Annotated in this window: 13 protein-coding genes; 7 read left to right on the top strand and 6 right to left on the bottom strand. The window is 69.5% G+C overall.

Translation table 11 applies throughout. The annotated features are described in order from the left end of the window. Window position 1 precedes the first annotated feature (1 nt). Genes AC099J_RS01985 through AC099J_RS01995 form a run of 3 tightly spaced genes read right to left on the bottom strand, consistent with a single transcriptional unit; the run spans window position 2 to window position 7,067 of the window. Window positions 2-2,065: a two-component system sensor histidine kinase NtrB gene (locus tag AC099J_RS01985; RefSeq protein ID WP_479613521.1), complete on the bottom strand. Its 2,064-nt coding sequence runs from the start codon at window positions 2,063-2,065 to the stop codon at window positions 2-4. Beyond that, window positions 2,065-2,889 (bottom strand): carbon-nitrogen hydrolase family protein, encoded by an 825-nt coding sequence (locus tag AC099J_RS01990; RefSeq protein ID WP_479613522.1) that lies wholly within the window; start codon window positions 2,887-2,889, stop codon window positions 2,065-2,067. The genes AC099J_RS01985 and AC099J_RS01990 overlap by 1 nt, the downstream gene beginning before the upstream one ends. Then, a complete protein-coding gene (locus AC099J_RS01995) occupies window positions 2,886-7,067 on the bottom strand; it encodes a YhdP family protein (protein ID WP_479613523.1) in 4,182 nt (1,393 codons plus the stop codon). The genes AC099J_RS01990 and AC099J_RS01995 overlap by 4 nt, the downstream gene beginning before the upstream one ends. A 24-nt stretch (window positions 7,068-7,091) precedes the next feature. Between AC099J_RS01995 and glnE the strand changes: the two genes are divergently transcribed. Next, window positions 7,092-9,947, top strand: coding sequence for a bifunctional [glutamate--ammonia ligase]-adenylyl-L-tyrosine phosphorylase/[glutamate--ammonia-ligase] adenylyltransferase (glnE, locus tag AC099J_RS02000; protein ID WP_479613524.1), 2,856 nt, complete (start codon window positions 7,092-7,094; stop codon window positions 9,945-9,947). Between the two features lie 85 nt (window positions 9,948-10,032). Here glnE and AC099J_RS02005 read toward each other — a convergent pair whose 3' ends face one another. Both AC099J_RS02005 and AC099J_RS02010 read right to left on the bottom strand, forming a co-directional pair. Then, the gene (locus AC099J_RS02005) at window positions 10,033-10,815 is read right to left on the bottom strand and encodes a transporter substrate-binding domain-containing protein (RefSeq protein WP_479613525.1); all 783 of its coding nucleotides are present in this window, start codon (window positions 10,813-10,815) and stop codon (window positions 10,033-10,035) included. 187 nt (window positions 10,816-11,002) lie between these two features. Continuing rightward, window positions 11,003-11,845: a ParB N-terminal domain-containing protein gene (locus tag AC099J_RS02010; RefSeq protein WP_479613526.1), complete on the bottom strand. Its 843-nt coding sequence runs from the start codon at window positions 11,843-11,845 to the stop codon at window positions 11,003-11,005. Between the two features lie 246 nt (window positions 11,846-12,091). On the opposite strand from AC099J_RS02010, the gene AC099J_RS02015 reads away from it, so the two are divergent. Next, a complete protein-coding gene (locus AC099J_RS02015) occupies window positions 12,092-15,364 on the top strand; it encodes a YCF48-related protein (RefSeq protein ID WP_479613527.1) in 3,273 nt (1,090 codons plus the stop codon). Between the two features lie 162 nt (window positions 15,365-15,526). On the opposite strand, the gene AC099J_RS02020 is transcribed toward AC099J_RS02015, so the two are convergent. After that, window positions 15,527-15,928 (bottom strand): GreA/GreB family elongation factor, encoded by a 402-nt coding sequence (locus tag AC099J_RS02020; protein WP_479613528.1) that lies wholly within the window; start codon window positions 15,926-15,928, stop codon window positions 15,527-15,529. A gap of 435 nt (window positions 15,929-16,363) precedes the next feature. Here AC099J_RS02020 and AC099J_RS02025 point away from each other — a divergent pair, with 435 nt between their 5' ends. From AC099J_RS02025 to AC099J_RS02045, 5 genes are all read left to right on the top strand, one after another. Continuing rightward, complete coding sequence (locus AC099J_RS02025; protein WP_479613529.1) at window positions 16,364-17,878, top strand: efflux transporter outer membrane subunit; 1,515 nt, start codon at window positions 16,364-16,366, stop codon at window positions 17,876-17,878. Window positions 17,879-18,023: 145 nt separating this feature from the next. Next, a complete protein-coding gene (locus tag AC099J_RS02030) occupies window positions 18,024-19,187 on the top strand; it encodes an efflux RND transporter periplasmic adaptor subunit (protein WP_479613530.1) in 1,164 nt (387 codons plus the stop codon). Window positions 19,188-19,200: 13 nt separating this feature from the next. After that, the gene (locus AC099J_RS02035) at window positions 19,201-22,317 is read left to right on the top strand and encodes an efflux RND transporter permease subunit (RefSeq protein WP_479613531.1); all 3,117 of its coding nucleotides are present in this window, start codon (window positions 19,201-19,203) and stop codon (window positions 22,315-22,317) included. A 287-nt stretch (window positions 22,318-22,604) separates the two neighbouring features. After that, window positions 22,605-25,898 (top strand): YCF48-related protein, encoded by a 3,294-nt coding sequence (locus AC099J_RS02040; RefSeq protein WP_479613819.1) that lies wholly within the window; start codon window positions 22,605-22,607, stop codon window positions 25,896-25,898. Window positions 25,899-26,021: 123 nt separating this feature from the next. After that, window positions 26,022-26,630 carry a rhomboid family protein gene (locus AC099J_RS02045; RefSeq protein ID WP_479613532.1) on the top strand — a complete coding sequence of 203 codons (609 nt, stop codon included), beginning with the start codon at window positions 26,022-26,024 and terminating at the stop codon, window positions 26,628-26,630. Window positions 26,631-26,666: the final 36 nt, after the last annotated feature.

Here is a 26,666-nt window from a genome sequence, read left to right on the forward strand (position 1 = left end):
CTCAAACCGTGACGGGTGGCGCCGGCTGCGACTGCATCGCGGGGGCCGCCTCCGGCACTTGCGCCGGCAGCGTGAAGCGAAAGATGGTGCCGCGTGGCTGGTTGGCCTCGTGCCCGAGAAAACCGCCGTGCTGCTCGACCACCGTGCGGCACAGGCTCAGGCCCAGCCCCATGCCTTCCGCCTTGGTCGTGAAGAAGGGCGTGAACAGCTGGGCTGCCACACGCGCGTCGATGCCGTGGCCGAGGTCGGCCACCGAGAATTCCAGCCAGCCATTGGGCCGGCTGGCGCCCTGGCGTGCGCCGGCATGGGTCACGCCCAGCACCAGTTCGCGGTGGTGCAGTTCGGGCGCGTCCATGGCCTGCATGCCGTTGCGCACGAGGTTCAGCAGCACCTGTTCGACCATGGTGCTGTCGCAGCGCACCAGGGGCAGGCCGGGCGCGATCTCGGTGCGCACGCGCACGCGCAGCTTGTGTGCCTGCAGGCTGACCAGTGGCCAGATCGCGTCCAGCAGCACCTGCGGCGCGACGGCTTCGTGCTCTTCGTCGCGCCGGCGCACGAAGTCGTGCACGCTCTTGATGACGCGGCCGGCGCGCTCGGCCTGCTCGGCGATGCGGCGCATGGCCATGCGCATGTCGGCGGCGCCGGCGGGTGCGTGCTCCAGCATGTTCAGCGTGCCGGTGGCGTAGCTGGAGATGGCGGCCAGCGGCTGGTTCAGCTCGTGGCTGAGCAGCGATGCCATCTCGCCCACGGTGGCCAGGCGCGCCGTGGCCTGCAGCCGCTCCAGGCTGGCGCGCGAGAGTTCTTCCACGCGGCGCTGCTCGCTGATGTCCAGAAAGGCGCTCATCCAGCCGGTCTGCACGCCCTGGGCGTTGATCAGCGGCGCCTCGATGATCAGCACCGGAAAGCGCGTGCCGTCCTTGCGCTGGAACACCGATTCGAAGCCCTCGCGCGGCGGCAGGTGGCCGGCCAGCCGGATCGCCTGGCGCTGCTCGTATTCACCGACCAGCTCGGGCGGCCAGTAGGGGGCCGGCGTGTCGGTGCCCCACAGCTCCTCGGGCGTGAAGCCGACCATGCTGCAGAACGCCGGGTTGACATAGGTGATGCGCCCGTCCAGGTCGCGCGCGCGCAGGCCGGTCAGCAGCGAATCCTCCATCGCCTTGCGAAACGCCAGCGCATCGGCCAGATCACGCTCGGCGCGCTGGCGCCGGCGCATGTCCTTGGCCAGCAGCACCAGCACCGAGACCAGCGCGATCGACATGCCGGTGACCAGCGCCGTCAGCACGTTGGGCAGCAGGTCGGGCGCGCCGCGCCAGCTGTCCAGCCGCAGCAGCATGGTGTTGCCCGGCAGGTCCAGCAGCTGCTGGGCGGTGAACACGCGCGCGCCGCGGCGCGAGGAGCCGTGCAGCGCCAGCCGCGTGCCGTCGGTCTCGACGAACGAGGCTTCCTGGCTGCGCGTGAGCTGGTGCCCGATGAGGTCGCTCAGGATGTCCTGCAGCGAATAGGTGGCCAGCACATAGCCGGTCAGCCGGCCGCTGTCCGTCAGCGGCAGGCACAGGTCCATGACCTCCAGGCCCAGGCCGTCGGCCTGCGGCAGGAAATAGCTCGACGAATAGGAAGGGCCGTTCAGCCGCCGCGCCGAGGCGCAGGTCAGCGCCACGTCGGAGTGCGAGCTCTCGCGGCCCAGCCGGGCGAACACCGCCGGGCGGTAGGGCGTGTCGAGCTCGGTCAGGATCTGCAGGCCGGGGCTGCGCCACTCCACGCGCATCAGCTCGCGCCGGTCGCGCAGCATGGCTTCGGCCCGCTGGTGCCAGCTGTCGGTCGAGGGCTCGGCCGCGTGCAGCGACTGGAAGGTCTGCACATTGCGCCCCAGCGCGGCCCGCACATCGACCACGGCGTCCGCGGTGTCGCGCTCCACCTTGTTCTGCACCTGGCTGGCTTCATAGCGCCCGGCCAGCCAGACCAGCGTCACCAGCACGCCCACCACCAGCGCGATCAGCAGCGACCACAGCGACCAGCGCCGCCAGAGGAACTGCAGCCAGCGCCAGGGGGGCAGTCTGTCCAGCATCACAGCAAGCGGTGGTCCAGCGCCGGCAGCTGACGCCGTGTGGCGGCCAACCGTTGTGCATCCATCTCGCCCAGCACGCAGCCCGCGCCCTCGTCCTGCTCGGCCAGCACCAGCCCCCACGGGTCCACCAGCATCGAGTGGCCCCAGGTGCGCCGGCCGTTCTCGTGCAGGCCGCCTTGCGCGGGCGCCAGCACATAGGCCAGGTTCTCGATGGCGCGGGCGCGTAGCAGCGTGCCCCAGTGCGCCTGCCCGGTCGTGTGCGTGAAGGCGCTGGGCACCAGCAGCAGGTCGGCGCCGGCGGCCGCGTACTGGCGGTACAGCTCGGGAAAGCGCAGGTCATAGCAAACCGACAGGCCCACGCGCCAGACGCGGCCGTCCCGCGCCGTCAGGTCGACCAGCGTGGGTGTGTTGCCGCGTTCCAGCACGCGCGCTTCGTCGTAGCGCTCGTTGCCGTTGTCGAAGCGGAACAGATGGATCTTGTCGTAGCGTGCCACGCACGCGCCCGAGGGGCCGAAGACCAGCGCACTGTTCGTGACGCGCGCGCCATCGGTCCCCGCCGCTGTGCGCAGCGGCAGCGTGCCGCCGACGATCCACAGGCCCAGCGCGCGCGCGGCGCCGGCCAGGAAGGTCTGGATCGGCCCGTCGCCGAACGTCTCTTGGATGGCCAGCTTGTCGGTGTCGCGCGCGCCCAGCAGGCAGAAGTACTCGGGCAGCACGGCCAGCTCGGCCCCAGCGGCGGCGGCTTGCTCCAGCAGTGCCCGCGCCTGCGCGAGGTTGTCGGCCACGCGGGTGGACGAGACCATCTGCAGCGCGGCGATCTTCATGGTGTGGCTCTCGTCGGTGCGGGGTGGCGGGTGGTGGCTGCGTCGTTGGCCAGCTCGGTGCGCGTGCCGTCGCGGCCCACGCGTTCTATGCGCGGGTCGCTCCAGGTGCCGTCGATGTGGAACTGCTGCGTGGCCGCCTCCATCAGCGGGCGGCGCAGCAGCCACTGCGCCAGGAAGGTGCCCACGCCGATGGCCGGGTTGATGACCGAGGCCACCAGCGAGGCGGTGCCGGCGTTGATCTCGGGCACCACGACGACGCGCAGGTCCTGCGTCTCGCGCACGAGGTCGGCGCTGCCTTCCAGCAGCACGGCGGCCGAGACGCCCTTCATCTGCAGGTTGTTGGTGCTGGCCCGGCCCTGCGCCACGCGCACATCGCCGCGCACGAAGTCGAAGGCGAAGCCCTCGCTGAACACGTCGCGGAAATCCAGCGTCAGCCGGCGCGGCAGCGACTGCAGGCTGAGCACACCCAGCAGCCGCGCGGGGCCGGCGTCGGCCTTGAGGAACTGGCCGTCGGCCACGTCCAGATGGAAGGCGCCGTCCAGCGTGGCGTTATCCAGCGCCAGCGGCGAGCCGGCCCAGGAAATCTTGCCTTGCAGATGGCCATCGCCGCGGCGGAACACGCCGTCCATGCCCAGGCGCGCGAGCAGCGCGCCGGCGTCCTGGATGTCCAGCCGAAAGTCCATCGCCGTGTTGCGCGCGTGGCCGGGCGCGCGCACCAACCAATCGCCGGTGGCGGTGAAGCGCGCCTCGGGCATCGTCAGCTGCAGCTTGTTGAGCCGCCATTCGGCATTGCCGCGGTTCACGGCGTCGACCTCGACGCGCCCCAGCTTTTTGCCACGCAGCTCGAAGTCTTCGATCACCACGTCCAGTGCCGGCACGCTGGCGGGTTGCTGGTCCAGCAGCGTGGTGACTTCGTCTTCTTTCCCCGCAGCAATGACCAGCCGCGCCAGCCGCGCATGCACCCGGCCCGAGGCCGCGCCCTGGCCGGGGCGGTATTCGACATAGCCGCTCATCTCCTGCGCGTCGACGTTGGCGCGCCAGGTCTCGCCCTCGCGCGAGCCGCCGACCACCAGCCGGTGCAGCGTGCGCCCGCCGTAGCTGAGTTCGCTGGCGCGCAGGGCGAAGCGGTCGGGCAGGTAGCTGGCGTCCAGCGCCGGGCCGTTCGTGGTGGTGGCAACTGCGGGCGCCTGTGCCGACGTGGGCGAGGGAGAACGTGCGGGTGCGGAGTTGGGCGCGTCCGCCGTTGCGGTCGAGGTCGCCGGGGAGGATGTGGGCACCGGTGCGGCTGCCGCAGGTGTCAGCCCGTCCAATGTGGCGCGCCAGGCGTCCAGCGGCGCGGCGTCCAGGCGCAGGTTGGCTGCCACGCCCTGCGCCGGCAGCGGCGCGGTTTCGTCGGGCAGCAACCCGAAACCGATGGCGCCGCGCAGCACCCGTGGCGTGGCACCGCTGATGTCGCGCACGTAGGTGGCCGACAGCAGCTGGCCCAGCTGCAGCGACAGTTGGTCCGTGCGCGGCGTGGTGCCCAGTGGCGCCAGCGCTAGGCGCAGCGGCAGCAGCGCTTCGGCCGTCTTGGCCAGCGGCGCCGGCAAATCGAGCGCCAGGCCCTGCAGGGTGCTGTCCAGTGCGAACACCGGCGCTCCCTCCAGCAGGCCCAGCGTCACGCTGTAGGGGGTGCTGCCGCTGGCGCGCTGGGCCAACTGTGCCACCTGGCCCAGCTCTGGCGACAGGCGCAGGCCCTCGGCCGTGGCCGTGCCCTGCGCGCGCATCGCCAGCTGATCGCCACGCAGGCCACCGTCCAGCCGCGCGTCGCCGCCGAACACGCGGGTCTGCAGGTTGGCCACGGCGAAGCCGCTCTCGCTGAAGCCCACAGCGCCGTGCGTGCGCGCCAGCAACGGCGTGCCCGGGCGCAGGCGCACATCATTGCCGGCCAGCAGTACGCTGCCCTGCACCTTGCTGCGCGAAAGGTCTGCCAGCGGCAGTGCGAGCTGCAGCTTCAGGTCGGCCGATCCGGTGGCGCTGGCCTGGGCCAGTTGCCCGGCGGTGATCTGCGCCAGCGGCGAGCCGCCAACGGCCGCCAGCATCTGCTCCAGCGGGCCGCGGCCCTCGGCGCGCACGGCGACCTCGGTGTGGCGGAAGTCGGCGATGTCGGCCTCGGCCCGCGTCACGGTGAAGCCGGCCACGCCAGCCAGCTGGCCGCTGGCCTCGCGCACCTGCATGCCGTTACGCTCAAACACCAGGCGGCCGGCAGTCTGTGTCAGCGCCGGCCAGGGCGGCTCGCCGGCGCCTTGCAGACGCGGCGGCACATAGGCGTAGTGCACGCCCTGCACCTGGGCGGTGATGTTGAATTCGCCGAGCTTGGGGTTGGCATAGGGGAAGTCGTACAGGTCGCCGCGCACCTTGAAGCGCACGCTGCTGGCCTGGCCGGCCTGTACCGCGTCGCGCACGTAATGCCGGGTGTCATCGCCAAGGGCTAGCGGCAGGTAACGGTGCACGCGCGTGGCGTTGGCCCGCTGCAGCGCGCCCGACAGATCCAGCGTGCCCGGGCCATGGACACGGCCGTCGTTGGCCGGGTCGGGGCTGCTGTGCCAGACGGCCTGCAGCTCGCCGGCGGCATCGGCGTTGGCAAAGCGCAGCTGCGGCACCTGCACGCGCAGTCGTGCGCCCTCGTGGCGCCACTGCAGTTCGGCGTCCAGCCGCGCCATCGGCACCAGCGGCTCCTCGAACACGCCAGGGAATTCCAGCGCGCCGCGCTCGATCGCCACAGTGGCCTTGCCGCCCGCCTGCGTCAGGTCGAAGCGCAACTCAGCCCCCCGCACGCCGGGCCGGCCCATGGGGTGGTGCAGGTCGGGCCGGCGCGGGGCCGGCACGCCGGCGGCCAGCGCCAGATCGCGCACGTGGCCGCGCACGCGCCAGCTGGCGGGCGCCTCGATGCGGCCCTGCCAGCTGGCGTCCAGCCCGTCGACCTGGCCCTGCGGCGCCAGCTCGGCCAGCCGGGCCTGCAGGCCTGCGGACAGTGGGACGCGGGTGGCTAGCTGCGCCAGCGCCGCCAGGTCGATGCGGTCGGCGCGCAGCACGCCTTGGCCGGGCACCCGGCTTTCGCCGCGCATGTAGCTGAGGAACACGTCACCGTCCGTCCACGCCGTGCCATCGGCGGTGGTGAAGCGCAGCTGCTCGGTCTGCAGCTCCATGCCGCCGGCCAGTTCGCGCCCACGCAGCCGGCCCCGCAGCACGGGCAGCGACAGCGGCGCCAGGTCAGGCCGCAGCCGGGCGCTGGCGCCCTGCAAGTCCACATCCAGCGTGCCGCCCCACACATCGCCATGCACCACGTCGGCCCAGGCGCGCAGCGCGCCGTGGCCGGCCAGCAGTTCGGCCCCGCCGATGCCGCCGGCCTGTGCCACGAAGGGTCGCAGACGGGCGAAGTCGATGCGCGGGAAATCGGCGTACACCGGGCCATCCCAGGCGCGCCAGTTGCCGCGGCGCGGGTTCAGCAGCGACTGGCGCATGGTGGCCCGCACGCTGAAGCGCTCGCCCCAGGCATCGGGGGGCGTGGCGTCCAGCCGCAGGTGGTGACGCCGCGCGCTGTTGCGCAGCACCAGGTCGGCGTCGCGCAGTTCGACCGTCTCGGTGCCCTGCTGTGCGTCGGTCCAGCGCACCCGGGCCTGGCGCACCACGACTTCGCGCTGTGAGAACAGCCAGTCGGCGGCCGGGTGGCTGCTGCCGGGGCGTGCCGCGTCGCCGCCGCCCAGGTCGATGCCGGCCACGCGCAGGTGGCCTGCGGCCGTGCGTTCGATGTCCAGCACCGGCGCGTCGATCACCAGTTGCTCGAAACCCAGTCGCGCCAGCGACCGAGGCGACAGCATGGCCACCATGTGCGCGATGCGCAGGCCCTCTTTGCCCTGGCCATCGTGCAGCACCACATCGGTGAAGGTGAAATCGGGCACTAGCTTGCCATCGCTGGCGGTGATCGCGCCGATGCGCACGGAAACCCCCAGCAGTCTGCCGGACACGGCCTCGACCTGCGGGCGGAATTCGCCGATACGCGGCACAATCCAACCGTGCAAAACAGCCCAGGCCGTGCCCAACAAGAGCCAGAAACCCAGCACCAGGCCAAGCACCCAGGGCGCCGTAGCGGCCGCCAGCTTGAGCAGGCGTGAGGGGCTAGGCGTCGGGTCTGTCATTGCAAGCAGGATGGGGCAGGAATTATGACCCGCGCCCCCGGCCCCGGTTCCTTCAGAGACAGTGACCCTTTGACCAGTCCGACACCCCCGAACCGCCCCGACGTGCAGGCCTGCGGCCCTGCCGATCCGGCACCCCATCTTCCTACCGATGCGAGCGCTCTGTCCGGCGGTTCGCGCTTCGTGCAGCGGCTGCGACGGCGCTACGCGGCCGAGTTGGCCCTGCTGCCCGAGGGCCCGCCCCGCCGCGAAGCCATGCGCGCCACACTGCAGGCGCTGCGCGACCAGGGCCACGCCACCAGTGCCGCGCTGCGCATGCTGCGCCAGCTGGTCATGGAGCGCCTGGTCACGCTGGACTGCGACCGCCAGGCGCCCCTGGCCGTGGTGACCCGCGCCGTCACCGACCTGGCCGAACTGGCGTTGGACGCCGCTTGCGAACAAGCCGAACGCGAGCTGGACGCCCGCCACGGCATGCCCTGCGGCCCGAGCGGCGCACGCGCCCACATGTGGGTCATCGGCATGGGCAAGCTCGGTGCGCGCGAGTTGAACGTCTCCAGCGACATCGACCTGATCTACGTTTACGACCACGATGGCGAGACCGCCGGCGACGCCGACGGCCGGGGCCGCACCAGCAACCACGAATACTTCGCCAAGGCCGTCAAGATCATCTACAGCCTGGTGGGCGACACGACGGAGCACGGCTTCGTGTTCCGCGTCGACCTGGCGCTGCGCCCGCACGGCAACTCGGGCCCGCCGGCGGTCTCGATGGGCGCGCTGGAGGACTATCTGCAATCGCAGGGCCGCGAATGGGAGCGCTTCGCCTGGCTCAAGAGCCGCGTTGTGGCGCCGCGCCGCTGTGTCGAAGACGGCGGGGCGCAGGCGCTGCGCGGCGTGGTGCTGCCCTTCGTCTTTCGTCGCTACCTGGACTACAACGTGTTCGACGCGCTGCGCGTGCTGCACCGGCAGATCCGCGAACACGCGCAACGCCGCAGCGCCGGCCACCCGGAGCGCGCCAACGATGTCAAGCTTTCGCGCGGCGGGATCCGCGAGATCGAGTTCACCGTGCAGCTGCTGCAGGTGGTGCGCGGCGGCCAGTTCCCCGAGCTGCGCACGCGCCCCACGCTGGACGCCCTGCAGCGCCTGGCCCGCGCCGGCCTGATGCCGCAGGCCACGGCCGATGCGTTGGCCTGCGCCTACGAGTTCCTGCGCCGGGTCGAGCACCGCATCCAGTACCTGGACGACCAGCAGACCCATGTGCTGCCCAGCGGCGACGAAGACCTGGCCTGGATCGCCCACAGCATGGGCTACGACTCGTGCTGCCCGTTCCTCACCGAGCTGGACCAGCACCGCGAGCTGGTGGCGCAGGAATTCGACACGCTGCTCGGCGGCGCTGCCACCCCCGGCTGCACCGGTTGCAACGGCGGCGTGAAGCCGCAGCGCGGCGAACGCGCGCCCGCGCCTGATTTCGACAGTGTCGTGGAGCGCCTGGCGCCGCCGTTCCGCGCGCGCATCGAAGCCTGGCGCGAACACCCGCGCGTGCTGGCGTTGCGCGACGAGAGCCGCACGCGGCTGCTGCGCCTGGTGCAGCGAACTGCCGCCTGGCTGCAGGAAGACGCGCCCGACGATGAAGCCGCCGAACGCCGCCAGCAGGGCGCCGTGCGCTGGGCCGACTGGGTCGAGCCGCTGCTGCGCCGCGAGAGCTACCTGGCGCTGTTGCTGGAGCGCCCGGCCGTGCACGACCGCCTGCTGCGCCTGTTGAGCGCCGCGCGCTGGCCCGCCCGCTACCTGCTGCGCCACCCCGGCGTGATCGATGAGCTGGCGGCCAACACCATGCTGGCCGACCGCTTCGCGCCAGAGGTGTTCGAGAACGAACTTGAAGAGCGCCGCAGCGCGCTGGCCCGCACCGGCGAGGACGACGAAGAGGCCCTGCTCAACCTGCTGCGCCGCGCGCACCACGCCGAGGTCTTTCGCACGCTGGCGCGTGATGTCGAGGGCGCCTTGACGGTCGAGCAGGTGGCCGACGATCTCTCGGCGCTGGCCGATGTGATGCTGCGCGTGACGGCGCGCTGGTGCTGGCAGCGCCTGCGCAACGCGCACCGGCCCGAGCCGCAGTTCGCCATCATCGGCTACGGCAAGCTGGGCGGCAAAGAGCTGGGCTACGGCAGCGACCTGGACATCGTCTTCGTCTACGAGGACGACGACGAGCGCGCTCCCGAGGCCTATGCCGCCTTCGTGCGCAAGATGATCAACTGGCTGACGGTGAAGACCGGCGAGGGCGATCTGTTCGAGATCGACACCGCGCTGCGGCCCAACGGCAGCTCCGGCATGTTGATCACCACTTTCGATGCCTACGCCAACTATCAGCAGCGCCGGGGCAGCAACACTGCCTGGACTTGGGAACACCAGGCCATGACCCGGGCTCGCTTTGTCATCGGCATGGAGTCACTGCGTGCGCGCTTCGACGCCGTGCGCAGCGCCGTCATCTCCGCGCCGCGCGACGCGGCCGCGCTGCGCCAGGAGATCGTGGCCATGCGCGACAAGGTGCGCGCCGCGCATCCGGTGCGGGGTGGCAAGTTCGACATCAAGCACAGCGTCGGCGGCATGGTGGATGCCGAGTTCGCGGTGCAGTACCTGGTGCTGTCGCAGTCCGGCACGCACGAGGCGCTGATTGCCAACGTCGGCAACATCGCGCTGCTGCAGCGCGCCGAGAGCGTGGGCCTGCTGCCCGCTGGGGCCGGCCGCACCGCTGCCGATGCCTACCGCGAACTGCGCCATGCGCAGCACCAGGCCCGGCTGGACGAGGCGCCCACGCAGGTGGTGCCGCCGGCCCTGCAGGCCGAGCGCGGTGCGGTGATGGCGCTGTGGAAGGCGGTGTTCGGCTGATCGTTCAGGGCTTGAAAAGGCAGTGGTCAGGGCTCTTGCGTGAGCGCGAGCGATGGCCGCTCCAGCCTTCAGCCGGCCGCCCGCGCTATTTCAACCAGCGATCGGCGGCCTGCTTCACGGCGCCGCGCTGCTCCACCAGGCCCCAGACGAAGCCCATCAGCCGCGTGTAGTCGGCATCGTCCGGCGGCAGCATGAAGCCCAGTGTGTTGGGCGGTGTCAGCGGCTGGCCGATGAAGGCGGCGTGCAGGCGCGGGTCGGCCTTGGCATAGACCAGCGCCTCGTAAGTCTCGGTGATCATCACATCGCCCTTGCCGTCTGCGATCAACGCTGGAATCTCGGCGTTCTTGTCGTGCGTGCTGACCTGCGCGGCCTTGAGGTTCTCCAGCACGTAGGTCTCGTTGGTACCGCCGGGGTTCTTGATCACGCGCACGCCGGGCTGGTTCAGCGATTCGAGCGTCGTGAACTTCGCCTTGTCGGCTGCGCGCACCAGCGCCACTTTGCCGAAGGGTGCGTAGCCCGGCAGCATCTCGACCTGGCGGATGCGCGTCACGTTGCGCGTGATGCCGCCCACGGCGATGTCGAAGCGGTTGGCCTGCAGGTCCTTCATGAGGTTGGGCCAGGTGGTGGGCACGTACTCGATCTTCACGCCCAATTCCTTGGCCATGGTCTCGACCAGGTCGATGTCGTGGCCCGAATACCCACTGTCGGTCTTGATCGCGAACGGCCGGTAGTCGCCCGGCGTGCCGACGCGGATCAACTTGGCCTCCATGATCTTGTCCAGGCGCGGGCCGGCCTGCGCCGGGGCGGTGAACGACAGGCCGGCAATCAGTGCGGCGGCAGTGAACGAGAGCAGTTTCTTGGCGGTCATGTAGATCTTGAAGTGGCAGCCGAATGCGGCGCCACAGAATAGCGCAGCCGGTTCCAGACGGGTCTTGCCCCGCTCACTCCTCGCGGGAGAGCTGGGAAGATGGCTGGGAAGATGGCTGGGAAGATGGCTGGGAAGATGGCTGGAAAGAGGGCGGGGACAGCAGCCGCGGATGAACGCCCCGTCGATGTCAGAACGGCGCGTCGTCCTGCACCGGCTCTGCCTCATCTGGTGCCGCGCTGACCCCCGGCCGCTGCCCCAGCAGATGCATTACCTGCTTCTTCAATGCCTTGTTCTCCGCCGTCAGTTCGGCCACGCGCGCGCGCAGCGATTCGACCGTGTCTTCGCCGCTGGCCGTCGGCGCCGCTTCGCCGTCCGCCTCGACGGTAGGTTTCTTCTTGCCGGCCTCGCGCACCCGCTTGGCGGCCTGCTTCAGCTCGTCCTTGCCAGCGGCAGCGGCTGCTACCTGTTCCTCGGCCGGCAGGCTGGCCACGGCCGCAGCCGCGTTGATCGAGATGTCACCGGCGCGCACGGCGGCCACCACCTCGGGCGCGGCATGCTGGTGGATCTTCTCGATCATCACGGCCTGGCTGTTGCTGATGCGCGCGGCCTTGGCCAGGGCTTCGCGCGTGTCCAGCGCCTCGGCCGGTGGCATCTGTGCGGCTGGTGCAGACACATCGGCCGGGGCGGCTTTCTCGCGCTCTGCGCGCCGCGCGGCCACGATGTCGCGCTTGCGCAAGGCCAGCACGCCGCGCTGGAAATCCGAGATGCTGCGCCGCCCCAGGTGCTGGTCGATCATCCACAGGTGCACGTCTTCGATGGATTGAAAGCGTGTGTTCTGCACCGTCTGGAACGGCAGGCCGTGTTCCTTGCAGATGCCATAGCGGTTGTGGCCATCCACCAGCACGTCGCCCCACAAGACCAGCGCATCGCGGCAGCCCTCGGCCAGGATGCTGCGCTCCAGCGCCTCGCGTTCGTCCGGCGTGAGGGGGTCGATGTAGGCCTTGAGTTCTTCGTTGACGACGATGTGCATGGGGTGGGGGCGGGTGCGGAAAAAGGGGCGGATTCTAGGAGATGGTCTCTCCATGCCCCTGCGGTTGACCAGCGCGGATTTCGGTCGAGTTCAGTGGACGATTCTCCAGTTCTTTATAGCGGCTCTTTGGGCACCATCGCCCGGGCCGGACCAAGGCGGAATTGGCGCCTGCTGGCTCCATCGCGTGGACCGTGTACCCGGTGCATCGCCGCCGAATATCCAAATCTTCCACCGGAGCGCATTGCTTTGACCACGAACTCCCATTGCGGCAGGCCGCGCGCACATGCGCACCATCCGATCGTCCAGCTCCTGCGCCTGTCTCTTTGCTGGCTCTTGGCCGCATTCATCGCAGCGTGCGGGGGCGGTGGCGGCGACGATAGCGCCACGACCGAACTGATGTTCGCGGCACAACCTGCCGACGTGAGCGCCGTGGAAGGCGGCACCGCAACGCTGACGGTGGCGTTGACAGGAGACGCCGATCTGCAATGGCAACGCCTCCAGCCGACGGGCTGGGCAAATTTGTCGGGAGCGCAATCCCCTCGTCTCACGCTGGCGTCTGTCCAGGCGTCGGACAGCGGCGCGCAGTTCCGCGTCGTCGCCACGTCGCGCCACAACCCTGCGCGCCAGATCGTGAGCTCCATCGTGACGCTGACGGTCGAGGCCACGCCGGTCGCGCCAGCCATCGCTGTCCAGCCGGTTGATGTTTCTTCCGTCGACGGGCAGGAAGTCAGCTTGAGCGTCACCGCGACAGGCACCAACCTGAGCTATCGCTGGCAGCGCAGCCATGCAGGCGGCGAATGGGCAGACATTGCAGGAGCCACGGCACCCATTTTGACGTTGAGGGTCACGCTCGCCGATGACCTTGCGGCATTCCGCGTCGTCGTGAGCAACAGCAGTGGCAGCGTCACCAGTGCCTTGGCGCAGCTAGGCGTCGGGGCAGCCGGAGCGCCCAGCTTCGTGATCAGCCCCGTCGACACCATCACGGCGACGGGCCAAAGCGCCACCTTCCACGCTAGCGCGGTGGGAGCGCCGACCCCGACAGTTCGTTGGCAATCCAGCGCCGATGGCACCGCCTGGGCCGATATCGCGGACGCCACGGGCAACAGCTTCACGATCGCCCAAGCAGCAGCCTCCGACGGCGGCAAGTTCGTGCGCGCCGTTGCCACCAACCAGCGTGGGGACGTTTTCTCTGCGGCAGCACGGCTGGTCGTTCAAACACCCACACTACCGGCCATTCAGGCCCAGCCGCAAGACATGTCGGTCGGCCCAGGGATGCAGGCGAACTTCACGGTGCAGGCCAGTGGCGTGCCAAGCGTTGCCTACCAATGGCAGGTCAGTGTCGATGGCGGCACCAGCTTTACCAATGTGAACGGTGCAACCAATGCCACGCTGGCGCTCGGCCCCGTCATCTTCGGCGACCACGGCAAGCGCTTTCGGGTGGTTGCAACCAACAGCGTCGGGTCGGTCATCAGCGCTGCAGTCCAACTCAGCGTTGTCCAGCCGCCTTTCATCACGCTGCAGCCAACTTCCGCCACTTGGCGCCCTGGCCATTTGGATGCACTGTTCATTGCGGCTGCCAGCGGCAGTGACCTGACGTTCCAGTGGCAGCTGAGCAGCGATCGTGGCGCATCCTGGACGAACGCGCCCGGCGCCATCGGCACAAGTTACCTGCACGCAGTGAATGCCAGCCCATCCGTCAACGCCGTGCGCGTGGTCGTCGGCAACCCTGGCGGATCGACCGTCAGCCAGCATGCCTCCCTGGAAGCGCTGCGCTGGCAGATGGTTCAACCCCGTCCAACCGGCGCGCCACTGACGGGCGCGGTATGGCGTGATGCATCCACCGTCTTTGCCACTGGAGCCGGTGGCACCATCCTGCGCAGCACCGACGCTGGCGCGAACTGGTCCGTCGTCAGTGAGGGCAGTTTCCTCTCCGTCGCTGTCATGGGGATTGCATTCGACGCCAATGGCATCGGTATCACGACGTCTGACACAGGAAGCGGCAACCTGCCGATCAGGCGCAGCGTCGATGGAGGCCTGCACTGGGTGCAAGTGGCCATGCCCGCCACGAACGGGCTGTTCGCCGCAGCGGCCAGCCCGACTGGCACATTCTGCCTGGCTGGCAAGAACGGCGTGATCCTGCGCAGTACCGACGCAGGCCTCACCTGGCGGCCCGCAACAAGCGATGCGGGCTCGGCCGCGCTGTGGTCCATGGCGTTCAACGTTGACGGGGTCGGCGTGATCGTCGGCGATGGCGGCACCATCCTGCGCAGCATCAACGGTGGCGCCAATTGGAACCGCGTTGGGAGCGCCACGGCCCACCTGAGGGCAGTGGCATTCGCCACACGCGACATCGTCTTTGCAGGTGGCTTCGACGGCACATTGCTGCGCAGCGCCGATGCGGGCCTGACGTGGCAGGTGGCAGCCAGCGGGACCAGCCAGGGCATTCTAGGCATCCATTTCGGCAGTTCCTCCACGGGAGCACTTGCGTTGTCGCAGGGAGGCCTGCGGGTCACACACGACGGTGGATCCAGTTGGGATGCCGCAAACATGTCACACAACTACACAACGTTGATGGCTGTCAGTTTCGGCCCGACGGGCAACGCCGTGGCAGTGGGCGGATACGGCAGCATCTTCCGCAGCGCCGACGGCGGGCTGAACTGGAGCACGGTCGCGCGAGGCGGACTTGATCGGTGGCTCTTCGCCGTGGCATTTTCGACGCCCTCCAACGGCGTTGCGGTCGGCGGCGGCGGCATCATGCTTCGCAGCACCAATGCCGGCCAAACCTGGATCAACATCGCGACCGGCACGACCACCGATCACACGGCTGTCGGCTTCTTCGATGCGACGACCGGTGTGGCCCTGGGTGCCGACGGGTCGATCATCCGCACAACGGACGGGGGTGCAAGCTGGACGCCAGCGACGAGCGGCGCCGCCCTCTGGCTATCCGACTTTGCGCGGGTCGATGCCACGACCGGCGTGGTGGCAGCCAGTAGTGGCTTGCTCCGTACGACAGATGCAGGCGCCACGTGGACACCTGTTCCAAATGCCGCTGGTCTGCAAGTCAGGGGGCTTGCCTTCAATGATGAGCAGACCGGCCTTGCCGTCGGCGATGGCGGCGCCATCCACCGCAGCCAGGACGGCGGACTGACCTGGCTGCCTGTCGCCAGCGGCACGAGCAAAGGCTTGGTCGCCGTCACGTTCGCCAGCGCCACCGTCACCGTCGCCATTGGAGCGAATGGGACCGTGCTGCGCAGCACCGATGCCGGCGCCACGTGGCACGTGGGTCAGTTCCCTTTGTACTCCGACTATTGGTTCAACGGCGTTGCGTTCACGTCGTCGACCACGGGCGTGGCCGTCGGCGACCTCGGGACGGTGATGATCACGCGCGACGGTGGCGCCACCTGGTCGGACGACTACACGCAGCGCCTCGGAGGAATGCAAGCCGTGGCGCGCGTGGGAGCGAAAGGCGTGGTCACTGTGGGGTTCGGCGGCGTGATCACGCTCAACACGGCGCCCTGACTTTCGTCTGAATCCCGAAGGTCGCGCATGGCCTGGTAAGAAGTGCGCCGCCGGCGCGCTTGGTGCCGGTCACGTACTCGTCGCGCGGTGCCAGCGGTGGTAGCCAGAAGGCATGGCGTGTGCGCGCGGCGCTGCTCGCTCGCGTCGGCGGCCTTCAGCAGGCTACGTCGTGTAGTCGCCGCTGGCCTCGGGCTGGAACAGCAGGGCCGCGACCTCGGCCTCGCACACGTCGCCGTAAGGCGTGTGCCACCTGGCGACGTCGCCGGTCTTCAGCCCGAGCAGGCTGTGGCCGATAGGTGAGAGGACCGAAACGCAGCCCGCAGCGGGTTCGGCATCTCGGGGGTAGCAGATCGTGAGCACCTGGCGGCGCCGCGTGTGCAGGTCGACCAGCTCCACGCGCGAATTCATGGTGACCACGTCTGCTCCGACGGTTCGGCCACTGGTGACGTCGGCACTGGCGAGCAAGTCCGCCAGAGGCGGCGGAGGTTGCCGCAGCAGTAGCTTGGAGAGACGGGCGAAATCGAGATCGGTGAGCGTGCGCTCGCCGTGAACAACTGCATGCATGAGGCACTCCAACTGTGCGCGCGCCACCCGGGCAGAGCGGTGCGCGCGGCCGCGCGAGTCTGATGCCCGACGGTGGATGGTTGCGCTGAAAAGTGGGAGCGGACCGCCGGGCTTAGGAAAGTGCTGGCGTCTGCTGACGACGAGCTCTTTTGGCGAGCGCACGCGGGCGCGTTACAGCAGCTGGCAGCGCAACCAAGGCAACGGGGGTGCAGTCCAAGTTCGTCGGCATGGGGCGATTGTAGGAACCGGTGCGCGCGCGCCGCCACGGGGCGCGCAAAGGCCTCACGGCATTTGCCAGAATGGCAGGGCGCGGGCCGTCCGATGCTGCAGTTGGACCGGCCCGCAGGTGCCGACCCGCGAGAAGCCCGGCAGCCGTCTCGACAACCCCGACTGGTGCGATCCGACAGGGACGGTGGGTGGTGTAATGCGCCGGCCATGAACGTGTCCGCCACCTCCCCCCGAGCCGGTGCGGCTGCCCGCATCGACGGCTGGACCAGACCGCCGGTGCTCTGCGCACTGGCCGCGCTGGTGCTGGCGCTCACCGCCTGCAGCGTCGCCAGGCCGCCCGCCCAGGTCGAGGCCCCCGTGCCCGCACAGTGGCACGCGTCGGCGCCCGCTGCCGCGCTGCCGCACGGTGGCTCGGCGGCGGCCCTGGCCGACTGGTGGCAGCAACCCGGCGACCCGTTGCTGGCGGAACTGATCGCCGCCGCCCAGGCCGCCAGCCCCGATCTGGCTGGCGCCGCAGCGCGCATCGCCGAGGCCCGTGCTGCGCGCGTGCAGGCCGGCGCGGCCATGGCGCCGACGCTGGATGGATCGCTGTCGCTCAGCCGCGGCAACACGTTATCGGGCACGGGTGGCAACGTGTCCGGTGGCGGCGGCTCGGCCGCCCTGCCCACTTTCACGAATGCACAGGCCGGGCTGCAGGCGGGGTGGGAGATCGATCTGTTCGGCGGCCTGGCTGCGGGCCGCGACGCGGCGTCCGCGCGGCTGGACGGCAGCCAGGCTCAGTGGCACGCGGCCCGCGTCTCGGTGGCGGCCGAAACGGCCAACGCCTATTTCGCCGAGCGCGCCTGTGCGCTGCAGCTGCAGGTTGCGGGTGCGGACAACGCATCGCGACGCGAGAGCGCACGGCTGACGGATCTCTCGGCCCAGGCCGGCTTCACGGCACCCGCCGACGCCGCCCTGGCCCGCGCCAGCGCTGCCGACGCTTCGGCTCGCTTGACGCAGCAGCGCACCCAATGCGCGTTGCAGCGCCAGGCCCTGGTCGCGCTGACGGGTTGGGATGCGGTCACGCTGGCGCAGCGACTGGACGCGCAGGCCACCGACCTCACGCTGCCCATGCTGCAGGCCGTGGTCAGCGTGCCGGCCAAGGCATTGGCGCAGCGGCCCGATGTCTACGCCGCCGAACTGGCCGTGGCCGCTGCCAGCGGTGAGGTCGGTGCCGCGCAGGCCCAGCGCTACCCACGGCTGTCGCTGTCGGGCAGCATCGCCGCGCTGCACGTGCGCGGTGGCGGCGCCAGCGAGACGCTGAACAGCTGGCGCATCGGCCCGCTGCAGTTGACCTTGCCGATCTTCGACGGCGGCACCCGCGCCGCCAACGCCGAGGCCGCGCAGGCCCGTTACGACGAGGCCGTGGTGCGCTACCGCGCCCAGGTGCGCCTGGGGGTGCGCGAGGTCGAAGAGGCCTTGCTGCGGCTGCAGGACAGCGGTCTGCGCGCGGGCGACGCCGACACGGCGGTCGCCGGGTACCAGAGCGCCTTCAACGCCGCGAAGTCGCGCTATGACAGCGGCCTGGTCAGCCTGTTCGAGCTGGAAGATGCGCGTCGCACTCTGTTCGCGGCGCAGACCGCGCGCGTGGCGCTGCAGCGCGACCGCGCAGGTGCATGGGTCTCGCTCTACCGCGCGTTGGGCGGCGGCTGGACGCGACCGCAGAATGTGGTGCAAAGATGAAACGAACCCGTTGGAGCGCAAGCGCCCACCCGGCGGCCTCGGCCCGTGCCCCCGCTCTCCTGCGCAGTGAGATCCAGACACGCCTTGTGGTATCGCCTGCGCGTGGCACGCAGCCCAATCGATCATTGAGATGCAACCGAGCACCATGACCCGTACCAACCGCACCGTTCTGTTCGTCATCGCCGTTGGCCTGCTGGGCGCGGCCGCCTTCTGGTTCACACGCGGCGCCAAGCCCGCCGACGGCCCCGCCGAACCAGTGGCCGCCACGGCCCAGCCCCGCCCCGCGCTGACCGTGCGCGTGGCCGCACCGGAGACGGCCGAGCTGGCCCTCACGCTCTCGGCCAACGGCAACATCGCCCCCTGGCAGGAGGCCAGCGTCGGCTCCGAATCCGCTGGCCTGCGCCTGTCCGAGGTGCGTGTGAATGTGGGTGATGTCGTCCAGCGCGGCCAGGTGCTGGCCCGCTTCGCACCCGAGACCATCGACGCCGATGTGGCGCAGGCCCGCGCCGCGCTGGCAGAGGCACGCGCCACCGCGGCCGACGCCGCCGGCAACGCCGCGCGCGCCCGCACGCTGGAGCAGACCGGGGCGCTGAGCCAGCAGCAGATCACCCAGTACCAGACCGCCGAGCAGACCGCCAAGGCGCGCGTCGAGGCGGCGCAGGCCGTGCTGGCCGCGCAGCAGGTGCGCGGGCGCAACACGCAGGTCCTGGCGCCGGACCATGGCGTGATCTCCGCGCGCAGCGCCACCGTGGGCAGCGTGGTGGGCTCGGGCACCGAGCTGTTCCGGCTGATCCGACAGGGGCGGCTCGAATGGCGGGCCGAGGTGGGCGCGGCGGACCTGGGCAAGCTGACCGTGGGCCTGCCGGTGCGTGTCGTGGCCCCGGGCGGTGCGCAGGTGCAGGGCCGGGTGCGCAGCGTCGCGCCGACCGTCGATCCGCAGACGCGCAATGCGCTGGTCTATGTCGACATCCCCGGCGTGCAAGGCAACGCAGGCATCAAGGCCGGGATGTTCGCGCGCGGCGAATTCATGCTCGGCAAGAGCACCGCGCTCACCGTGCCGCAATCGGCCGTGGTGCCACGTGACGGCTTCAACACCGTGATGGTGTTGCAGCCCGACAGCCGCGTGCAGATGCGCAAGGTGCAGGCTGGCCGGCGCGTGGGCGAGCGCATCGAGATCAGCGGCGATCTGCCGGCCGATGCGCGCGTCGTGACCGAGGGCGCGGGCTTCCTGAACGATGGCGATCTGGTGCGGGTGGTCGACGCAGTGTCGGTGGGTGCACCGGCCGGCGCCACGTCCTCGCCCAAGTGAAGCGGAGCCGCGCATGAATCTCTCCGCCTGGTCCATCAAGAACCCCATCCCCGCAGCCATGCTGTTCGTCATGCTGACGCTAGGCGGCCTGTTCGCGTTCAAGTCGATGAAGGTGCAGAACTTTCCGGACATGGACCTGCCGGTCGTCATCGTCACCGCCGTGCTGCCCGGGGCCTCGCCCTCGCAGCTGGAGAACGACGTCGCGCGCAAGATCGAGAACGCCATCGCCACGCTGCAGGGCTTGAAGCACGTGACCAGCACGCTGACCGATGGCTCGGCCACCATCGCGGCGGAGTTCGTGCTCGAGAAGCCGATCCAGGAGGCCGTGGACGACGTGCGCTCGGCCGTCAGCCGCGTGCGCTCGGACATGCCGGCCGATTTGCGCGACCCCATCGTCACCAAGCTCGACCTGGCGGCGCAGCCCATCCTGGCGTTTGCGATCTCCTCGAGCCGGCTGGACGATGAGGCCCTGTCCTGGTTCGTCGACGACACGATTGCGCGCCGGCTGCTGGCCGTGCGTGGCGTGGGCGCCGTCAACCGCGTGGGCGGCGTCAGCCGCGAGGTGCGCGTCGCGCTGGACCCGGCCAAGCTGCAGGCGCTGCGCGCCACCGCTGCCGATGTGTCGCGCCAACTGCGCCAGGTGCAGCAGGAGAGCGCTGGCGGCCGCGCCGACCTGGGCGGCAGCGAGCAGCCGGTGCGCACGATTGCCACCGTCGCCTCGGCCGACGAACTGCGCCGTCTGCAGATTCCGCTGGCCGATGGCCGGCGCATCACGCTGCAGGATGTCGCGACGGTGGAAGACACCGTGGCCGAACAGCGCGCCACGGCCGTGCTGAACGGCAAGCAGGTGGTGGGCTTCGAGGTGGCGCGATCGCGCGGCGCCAGTGAGGTGGAAGTGGGCGCCGGGGTCGAACAGGTCCTGCGCGCGCTACAGGTGGACTTCCCGCACATCCAGCTCACGCGCACACTGGATTTCGTGAAGATCGCGGCCGAGGAATACGACGCCTCGATGACGCTGCTCTACGAGGGCGCCATCCTCGCGGTGTTGGTGGTCTGGCTGTTTCTGCGCGACTGGCGCGCAACCATCGTGTCGGCCGTGGCGCTGCCGCTGTCGGTGATCCCGGCGTTCATCGGCATGTACCTGTTGGGCTTCTCGATCAACATCATCACGCTGCTGGCGCTGTCGCTGGTGGTCGGCATCCTGGTGGACGACGCCATCGTCGAGGTCGAGAACATCGTGCGCCATTTGCGCATGGGCAAATCGCCCTACCAGGCGGCGATGGAGGCGGCCGAAGAGATCGGCCTGGCGGTGGTGGCCACCACCTTCGCGCTGATCGCCGTGTTCCTGCCCACGGCCTTCATGAGCGGCGTGGTCGGCAAGTTCTTCAAGCAGTTCGGCTGGACGGCGTCGCTGGCGGTGTTTGCCTCGCTCGTCGTGGCGCGGCTGCTCACGCCCATGATGGCGGCTTACATCATGAAGCCGATGGTGGGGCAGGAGAAAGAGCCGCGCTGGCTCGCCTGGTACATGCGCGCCGCGCGGGCCTGCCTGCGCCACCGCGTGCTGACCATGGTCGGCGCCACGCTGTTCTTCTTCGGCTCGCTGGCGCTGATCCCGCTGCTGCCTTCGGGCTTCATTCCGCCGGACGACAACACGCAGACCCAGGTGCGTGTCGAACTGCCACCCGGCGCGAAGCTTGCGCAGACCATGGCCGCCGCCGAGGCGGTGCGCCAGCGGCTGCTGAAGATCGACCACATCGGCGATGTCTACACCGCCATCGGCGCCGGCAGCGCCGGCGCAGACCCGTTCTCGGGCAACTTCGTCGAGGCGCGCAAGGCCACGCTGACGCTGCAGTTGGCGCCACGCGGCACGCGGCCACGCAAGCAGGTGATCGAGCAACAGATCCGCGAGTCGCTCGCCGACATGCCGGGCGTGCGCACCGGCGTGGGACTGGGCGGCGCCAACGACAAGTACGTGCTGGCCCTGTCCAGCCAGGACCCGCACGCACTGCGCCAGGCCGCCACCGCGGTAGAGCGCGAGCTGCGCACCATCCCCGGCATCGGCAACGTGACCTCGCTGGCCAGCCTGGTGCGGCCCGAGATCGTGGTGCGGCCCGATTTCGCGCGCGCCGCCGATCTGGGCGTGACCAGCGCGGCCATGGCCGACACCTTGCGTGTGGCCACCATGGGCGACTACGACAACCAGCTTGCCAAGCTGAATCTGGCCGAGCGCCAGGTCCCCATCATGGTCAAGCTGCGCGACGACGCGCGGCAAGACCTTGCGCTGCTGGAAAGCCTGGCGGTGCCCGGCGCCCACGGCCCGGTGCGCCTGGGCGAGGTGGCCACGCTCGAACTGGCGGGCGGCCCGGCCGTGATCAGCCGTTACGACCGCGCGCGCAATGTGAACTTCGAGATCGAGCTGTCCACGCGCGGCCTGAACGACGTGACCGAGGCGGTGCGCCAGCTGCCCGCCGTGAAGAGCCTGCCGGCCAGCGTGCGCATCATCGATGTGGGCGACGCCGAGGCGATGGGCGAGCTGTTCACCGGCTTCGGCCTGGCCATGCTGACCGGCGTGGTCTGCATCTGGATCGTGCTGGTGCTGCTGTTCAAGGACTTCCTGCAACCGGTCACCATCCTCGCGGCGCTGCCGCTGTCGCTGGGCGGCGCGTTCGTGGCGCTGTTGCTCGCGGAGAAGAGCTTCTCGATGCCTTCGCTGATCGGGCTGATCATGCTGATGGGTGTGGCGACCAAGAATTCCATCCTGCTGGTCGAATACGCCATCGTGGCGCGGCGTGGAAACGATGGCAGCGACGGCCAGCCCGTCGTCGCCGGCAAGTCGCGCTGGGATGCGCTGCTGGACGCCTGCCACAAGCGCGCGCGGCCGATCATCATGACCACGCTGGCCATGGGCGCGGGCATGTTGCCGATTGCCATCGGCTGGGGCGCGGCGGATTCCAGCTTCCGCTCGCCCATGGCCACGGCCGTCATCGGCGGGCTGATCACCTCCACGGTGCTGAGCCTGCTGGTGGTGCCGGCCGTCTTCACCTACGTGGATGACCTGGAGCAGTGGCTGCGCCGCACGGTGCGGCGGATGCGCGGGCGCACGGCTGTCGTGCCGATCGACTTGCAATAGCACCGCGCCTTTGCCCCGGGGCGGCGCGTGGACTGGCCGCTTCGCGTTAGAGCGGCTCAAAAATATCAAGGTAGGCAATGCGCCTAGCAGCGGGACGCATCGGCAACTGGGCGAATTCCGGCCCACCCGAGCGGATCATTTGTCGGGGCTTGCGAGCGAACGTGCTGGCAGCATGACGGCGTCAGTCAGACCTGCCGCAGAGCGGCTTCACGCAGGGCTGGGACGCGCGCCGCACCAAGGTTCGCCACAGCCACAAGCGAGCACTATCAGAGGGATTCAACGTGAGGATGAACGTTCACAGCAGCGTCGCGCTTTTGCGCGCGCGTTCCAGCGGCACACTGTCGCATGTCATGGTTCGAGGGCTTTGCTTGTTGCTCGCCGCGTTTGTCGCGGCTTGCGGTGGTGGGGGCGATAGCGATAGCGATAGCGGCAGTGGCGTTGGCGCGCAAGCCATCGCGATCACGACGCAGCCCGCGGACGTGCAGGCTAGTGATGGCACGGAGGCCGTCTTCACGGTCGTGGTCCGTGGCGATGCTGCGTTGCAGTGGCAACAGTTGCAGTCGGACGTGTGGACCGACATTACGCACGGTACGGCGCCACGGTTGTCGTTGGGCCAGGTTCGCGCTGCGGACACCGGATCGCAGCTGAGAGTTGTTGCCACGGATCGCCAGAACGCTGCGAACCAGGTGGTGAGCTCAGTTGTCACATTGACGGTTCTGGCCGCTGCCACGATGCCCGCCATCACCGTGCAGCCAAGCGACACGTCGGCGATCGCGGGCCAAGCGGTCGCCATGAGCGTGACAGCCAGTGGCACCTCACTCTCGTATCGATGGCAGCGGAGCGACAACGGCTCTAGCTGGTCAGATATGGCCGGCGCAACCTTGCCGACGCTGGCCTTCGCCGCCGTCACCATTCGCGACGAAGCGATGTTTAGAGTTCTCGTCAGCAACAGCATGGGCGCGGTGACCAGCGCAGCGGTGCGTCTAAGTGTTACGTCAGCTATTGCGCCGGTTTTCACGGTGAATCCGGTCGACGCGGCGACATTGCGTGGTCAGGCGGCGACGTTCATGGCCAGCGCGGCTGGAACCCCTGTACCGACGCTGCGCTGGCAAGGCAGCAGCGACGCCGGCGGCACCTGGGCAGACATCGCGGGCGCGGTTGGCGGCAGCTATACGGTGTCGCAGGTTTCCGCTGGCGATGATGGAACGCTTGTTCGCGCTGTTGCGACCAACGTGCGTGGGGATGTGCACTCTGCGTCAGCACGGCTGGTCGTGCTGACGCCGGTGGCGCCTGCCATCCAGCGCCAACCGGGCGATGTTGCTGTCGGCCAGGGCATGGAGGCCACGTTCGCGGTGCAGGCGAATGGCGTTCCCAGCGTCACCTACCAATGGCAGGTCAGCGTCGATGGCGGTATCACGTTTGCGAACGTTCAAGGTGCTACCGGCTCCACGCTATCGCTTGCGAGCGTAATGACTGGCGACGACAGGAAGCGTTTGCGGGTCGCGGTGTCGAACAGTGTGGGCTCGACGACAAGCGCGGTGGCGCAATTGCGCGTGCTGGATGCGCCAGTGATCACGTTGCAGCCGACTGCCGCCACGTGGCGGCCGGGTCACACGGACGCGTTGTTCACTGCTGCGGCTAGCGGTGAAAGTCTGCAGTTCCAGTGGCAGTTGAGCAGCGATTACGGGGTGTCATGGACGAATGCTCCTGGCGCTACCGAATCGAGTTACTTGCACCTCGCGAGTGCCGCGGCGTCCGTGAATGCCGTGCGCGTGATCGTCGGCAATCCCGGTGGCACGGCGGTGGGAGCAGCGGCGATCCTGGAAGCTCTTGAGTGGCAGATTGTCGATCCACGTCCTACGGGTGTTGAGCTCTCGGCGGCAGTTTGGCGTGATGGGACAACAGTGTTTGCCACAGGCGGCATGGGGACAATCCTGCGCAGTGCAGACGCCGGCGTGTCGTGGACGGTCGTCAGCGAAAGTGGCTGGCGCAGAGGTACTTTCCGAGGCCTTGCGTTCGATGCCAATGGCATCGGCATCACCAGCTCAGTCGTGGACGGTAGCGGTAATTTGCCGATCAGGCGGAGCGTGGACGGCGGGCTCCACTGGGTCGAAGTCGCCATGCCGGTCAGCAACGGTCTGGCGGCAGTCGCCTTCACCAACACCGGAGCGTTCTGCCTGGCTGGCAAAAATGGCGTGATTCTGCGCAGTACGGATGGCGGCCTGCGTTGGACGCCCGCTGTCAGCGACGGCGGACCGACCGCGCTGCACGCGATGGCGTTCAACGCCGACGGCGTTGGCATCATTGTTGGCGACGGCCGAAAGATCATGCGCAGCGTCAACGGCGGCGCCAACTGGACAGGGATCACAACGGGGTCTGCCAATCTCGGTGCCGTGAGCTTCGTCACTCGTGACATCGCATTTGCCGGTGGGGAGGGCGGCACTCTGCTACGCAGCGGCGATGCGGGTCAGTCTTGGCAGACTGTGGGCAGCGGCACGACTGAGCAGATTCATGGCATCCACTTCGGCAATGCGTCGGCCGGCGCGATGGTACTTGGCCAGGGCGGCGTGCGCATCACTACCGACGGCGGTGCGAACTGGGGCACACCCTCGGTGCCACCTCCGTTCGCGGCCATTTACGGGGTTGGCTTTGGCCCGGGGGGCAAAGTGCTTGCCGTGGGGCAGTTCGGGAGCATCTTCCGCAGCGCGAACTTCGGCCAGACGTGGAGCACTGTCGCACTGGGTGGATTCGGGCAGTCGCTGAACGGTGTCGCCTTCCCGGCGCCTTCGACTGGCGTGACGGTTGGTATCGGCGGGCGGATGTTACGCAGCACCGACGCAGGCCAGACCTGGGCCCCTGTCGCAAGCGGCACAACGACGCAGCTGAACGCCACCGGATTCTTCGATGCCACGACCGGCGTGGCGGTGGGCATCAACGGCACGATTGTGCGCACCGTCAACGGAGGTGCAGACTGGGCGCCGGTGGCCACTGTCACGACGGATAGCCTGTGGGCGTTCGCGCCGGCAAGCAGTTCGGTGGGAGTGGTTGCAGCCGGCTACGGTTTGCTGCGCACGGCAGATGCCGGTGCGACCTGGAACTTGGTACCGGGAACCCCCTTCATGGCACGCGGCCTTGCCTTCAACGGTGCGGCCGTGGGCCTCGCGGTCGGCGGCGCCGGGGTAATCCATCGCAGCTTGGACAGAGGACAGACATGGCTGCCGGTCACGAGCGGCACGGCGAAACACCTCTTCGCCGTGACCTTCGCGACCGCCGACCTGGCCTTTGCGGTCGGGCAGGATGGGGTGGTGCTTCGCAGCGCCGACGCGGGAGCAACTTGGCAGGCCGCACGGTTTCCCTTCTATTCGGAGTACTGGTTCTATGGAGTTACTTTCGCTTCATCCACGACGGGCGTTGCGGTCGGCACCTACGGCACCGTCATGGTCACGCGCGATGGCGGTGCGAACTGGTTTTCCACCTATTCGCAGCAGGTGGGCGGCATGACGGCCGTCGCTCGCGTAGGGTTGCAAGGCGTCGTGACGGTTGGGAGCGGCGGCGTGATCACGCGCAATGCCGCGCCGTGAGAATGGCGCGGGCGTTCGAAGACGTTCGCGCCGCACGTGCTCTGCCTGACGACTGCGAGGTGCCGGAGAGTCACGGCTTCGATCAGGCCCGCTGTCCGCTGTGTCCATGCCACACTGGCCACCGTGCTGCGCCCCCCCTGGACCTGGACCGCCCTGTGCCTGCTGCTGGCCGCCGGCACGCTGCTGGCCTGGGCGGCGCGCAACCCGGTGGCCTGGGAATGGTGGCGCGAAGACGCAGACCTTGCGTGGACGTGGTGGACGGCCGCGCTGGTGCACCGCTCAGCCGCGCATGGCGTGGCCAACCTGCTGGCGCTGGGCGCGCTGGCCGTGCTGGGGCAGGCGCTGCGTGTGCCGGCCGCCGGCACGCTGGCGCTGGCGCTGGCCTGGCCGTTGTCGACGTTGGGGCTGTGGCTGTTCCCGCAGATCGGGCGCTACGCCGGGCTGTCCGGCGTGCTGCACGCGGCGGTGGCGGTGCTGGTCGTGCACTGCACGTTGCAGCGCGGGCTGCAGGCCTGGGCGGCGCTGCTGGGCGCGGGGCTGGGCCTGAAGCTGGTGGTCGAGGCTGCCTGGCGCCAGCCCCTGGTGTTCGAGCCCGAGTGGGGCTTTGCCGTGGCCACGGCCGCCCACCTGACAGGCGCGCTGGCCGGTAGCTGCGGCGCGCTGCTGGCCTATGGGGCGCGTGGGGCCTGGCGGATCTGCTGCACCAGGGCTGCGGCGCGCACGCTCCCTTGAGCTCAAACAACGCGGCGTTCCGGGTGCATTTCGGGC

Source organism: Rhodoferax sp. RT4P68, from assembly GCF_056521305.1.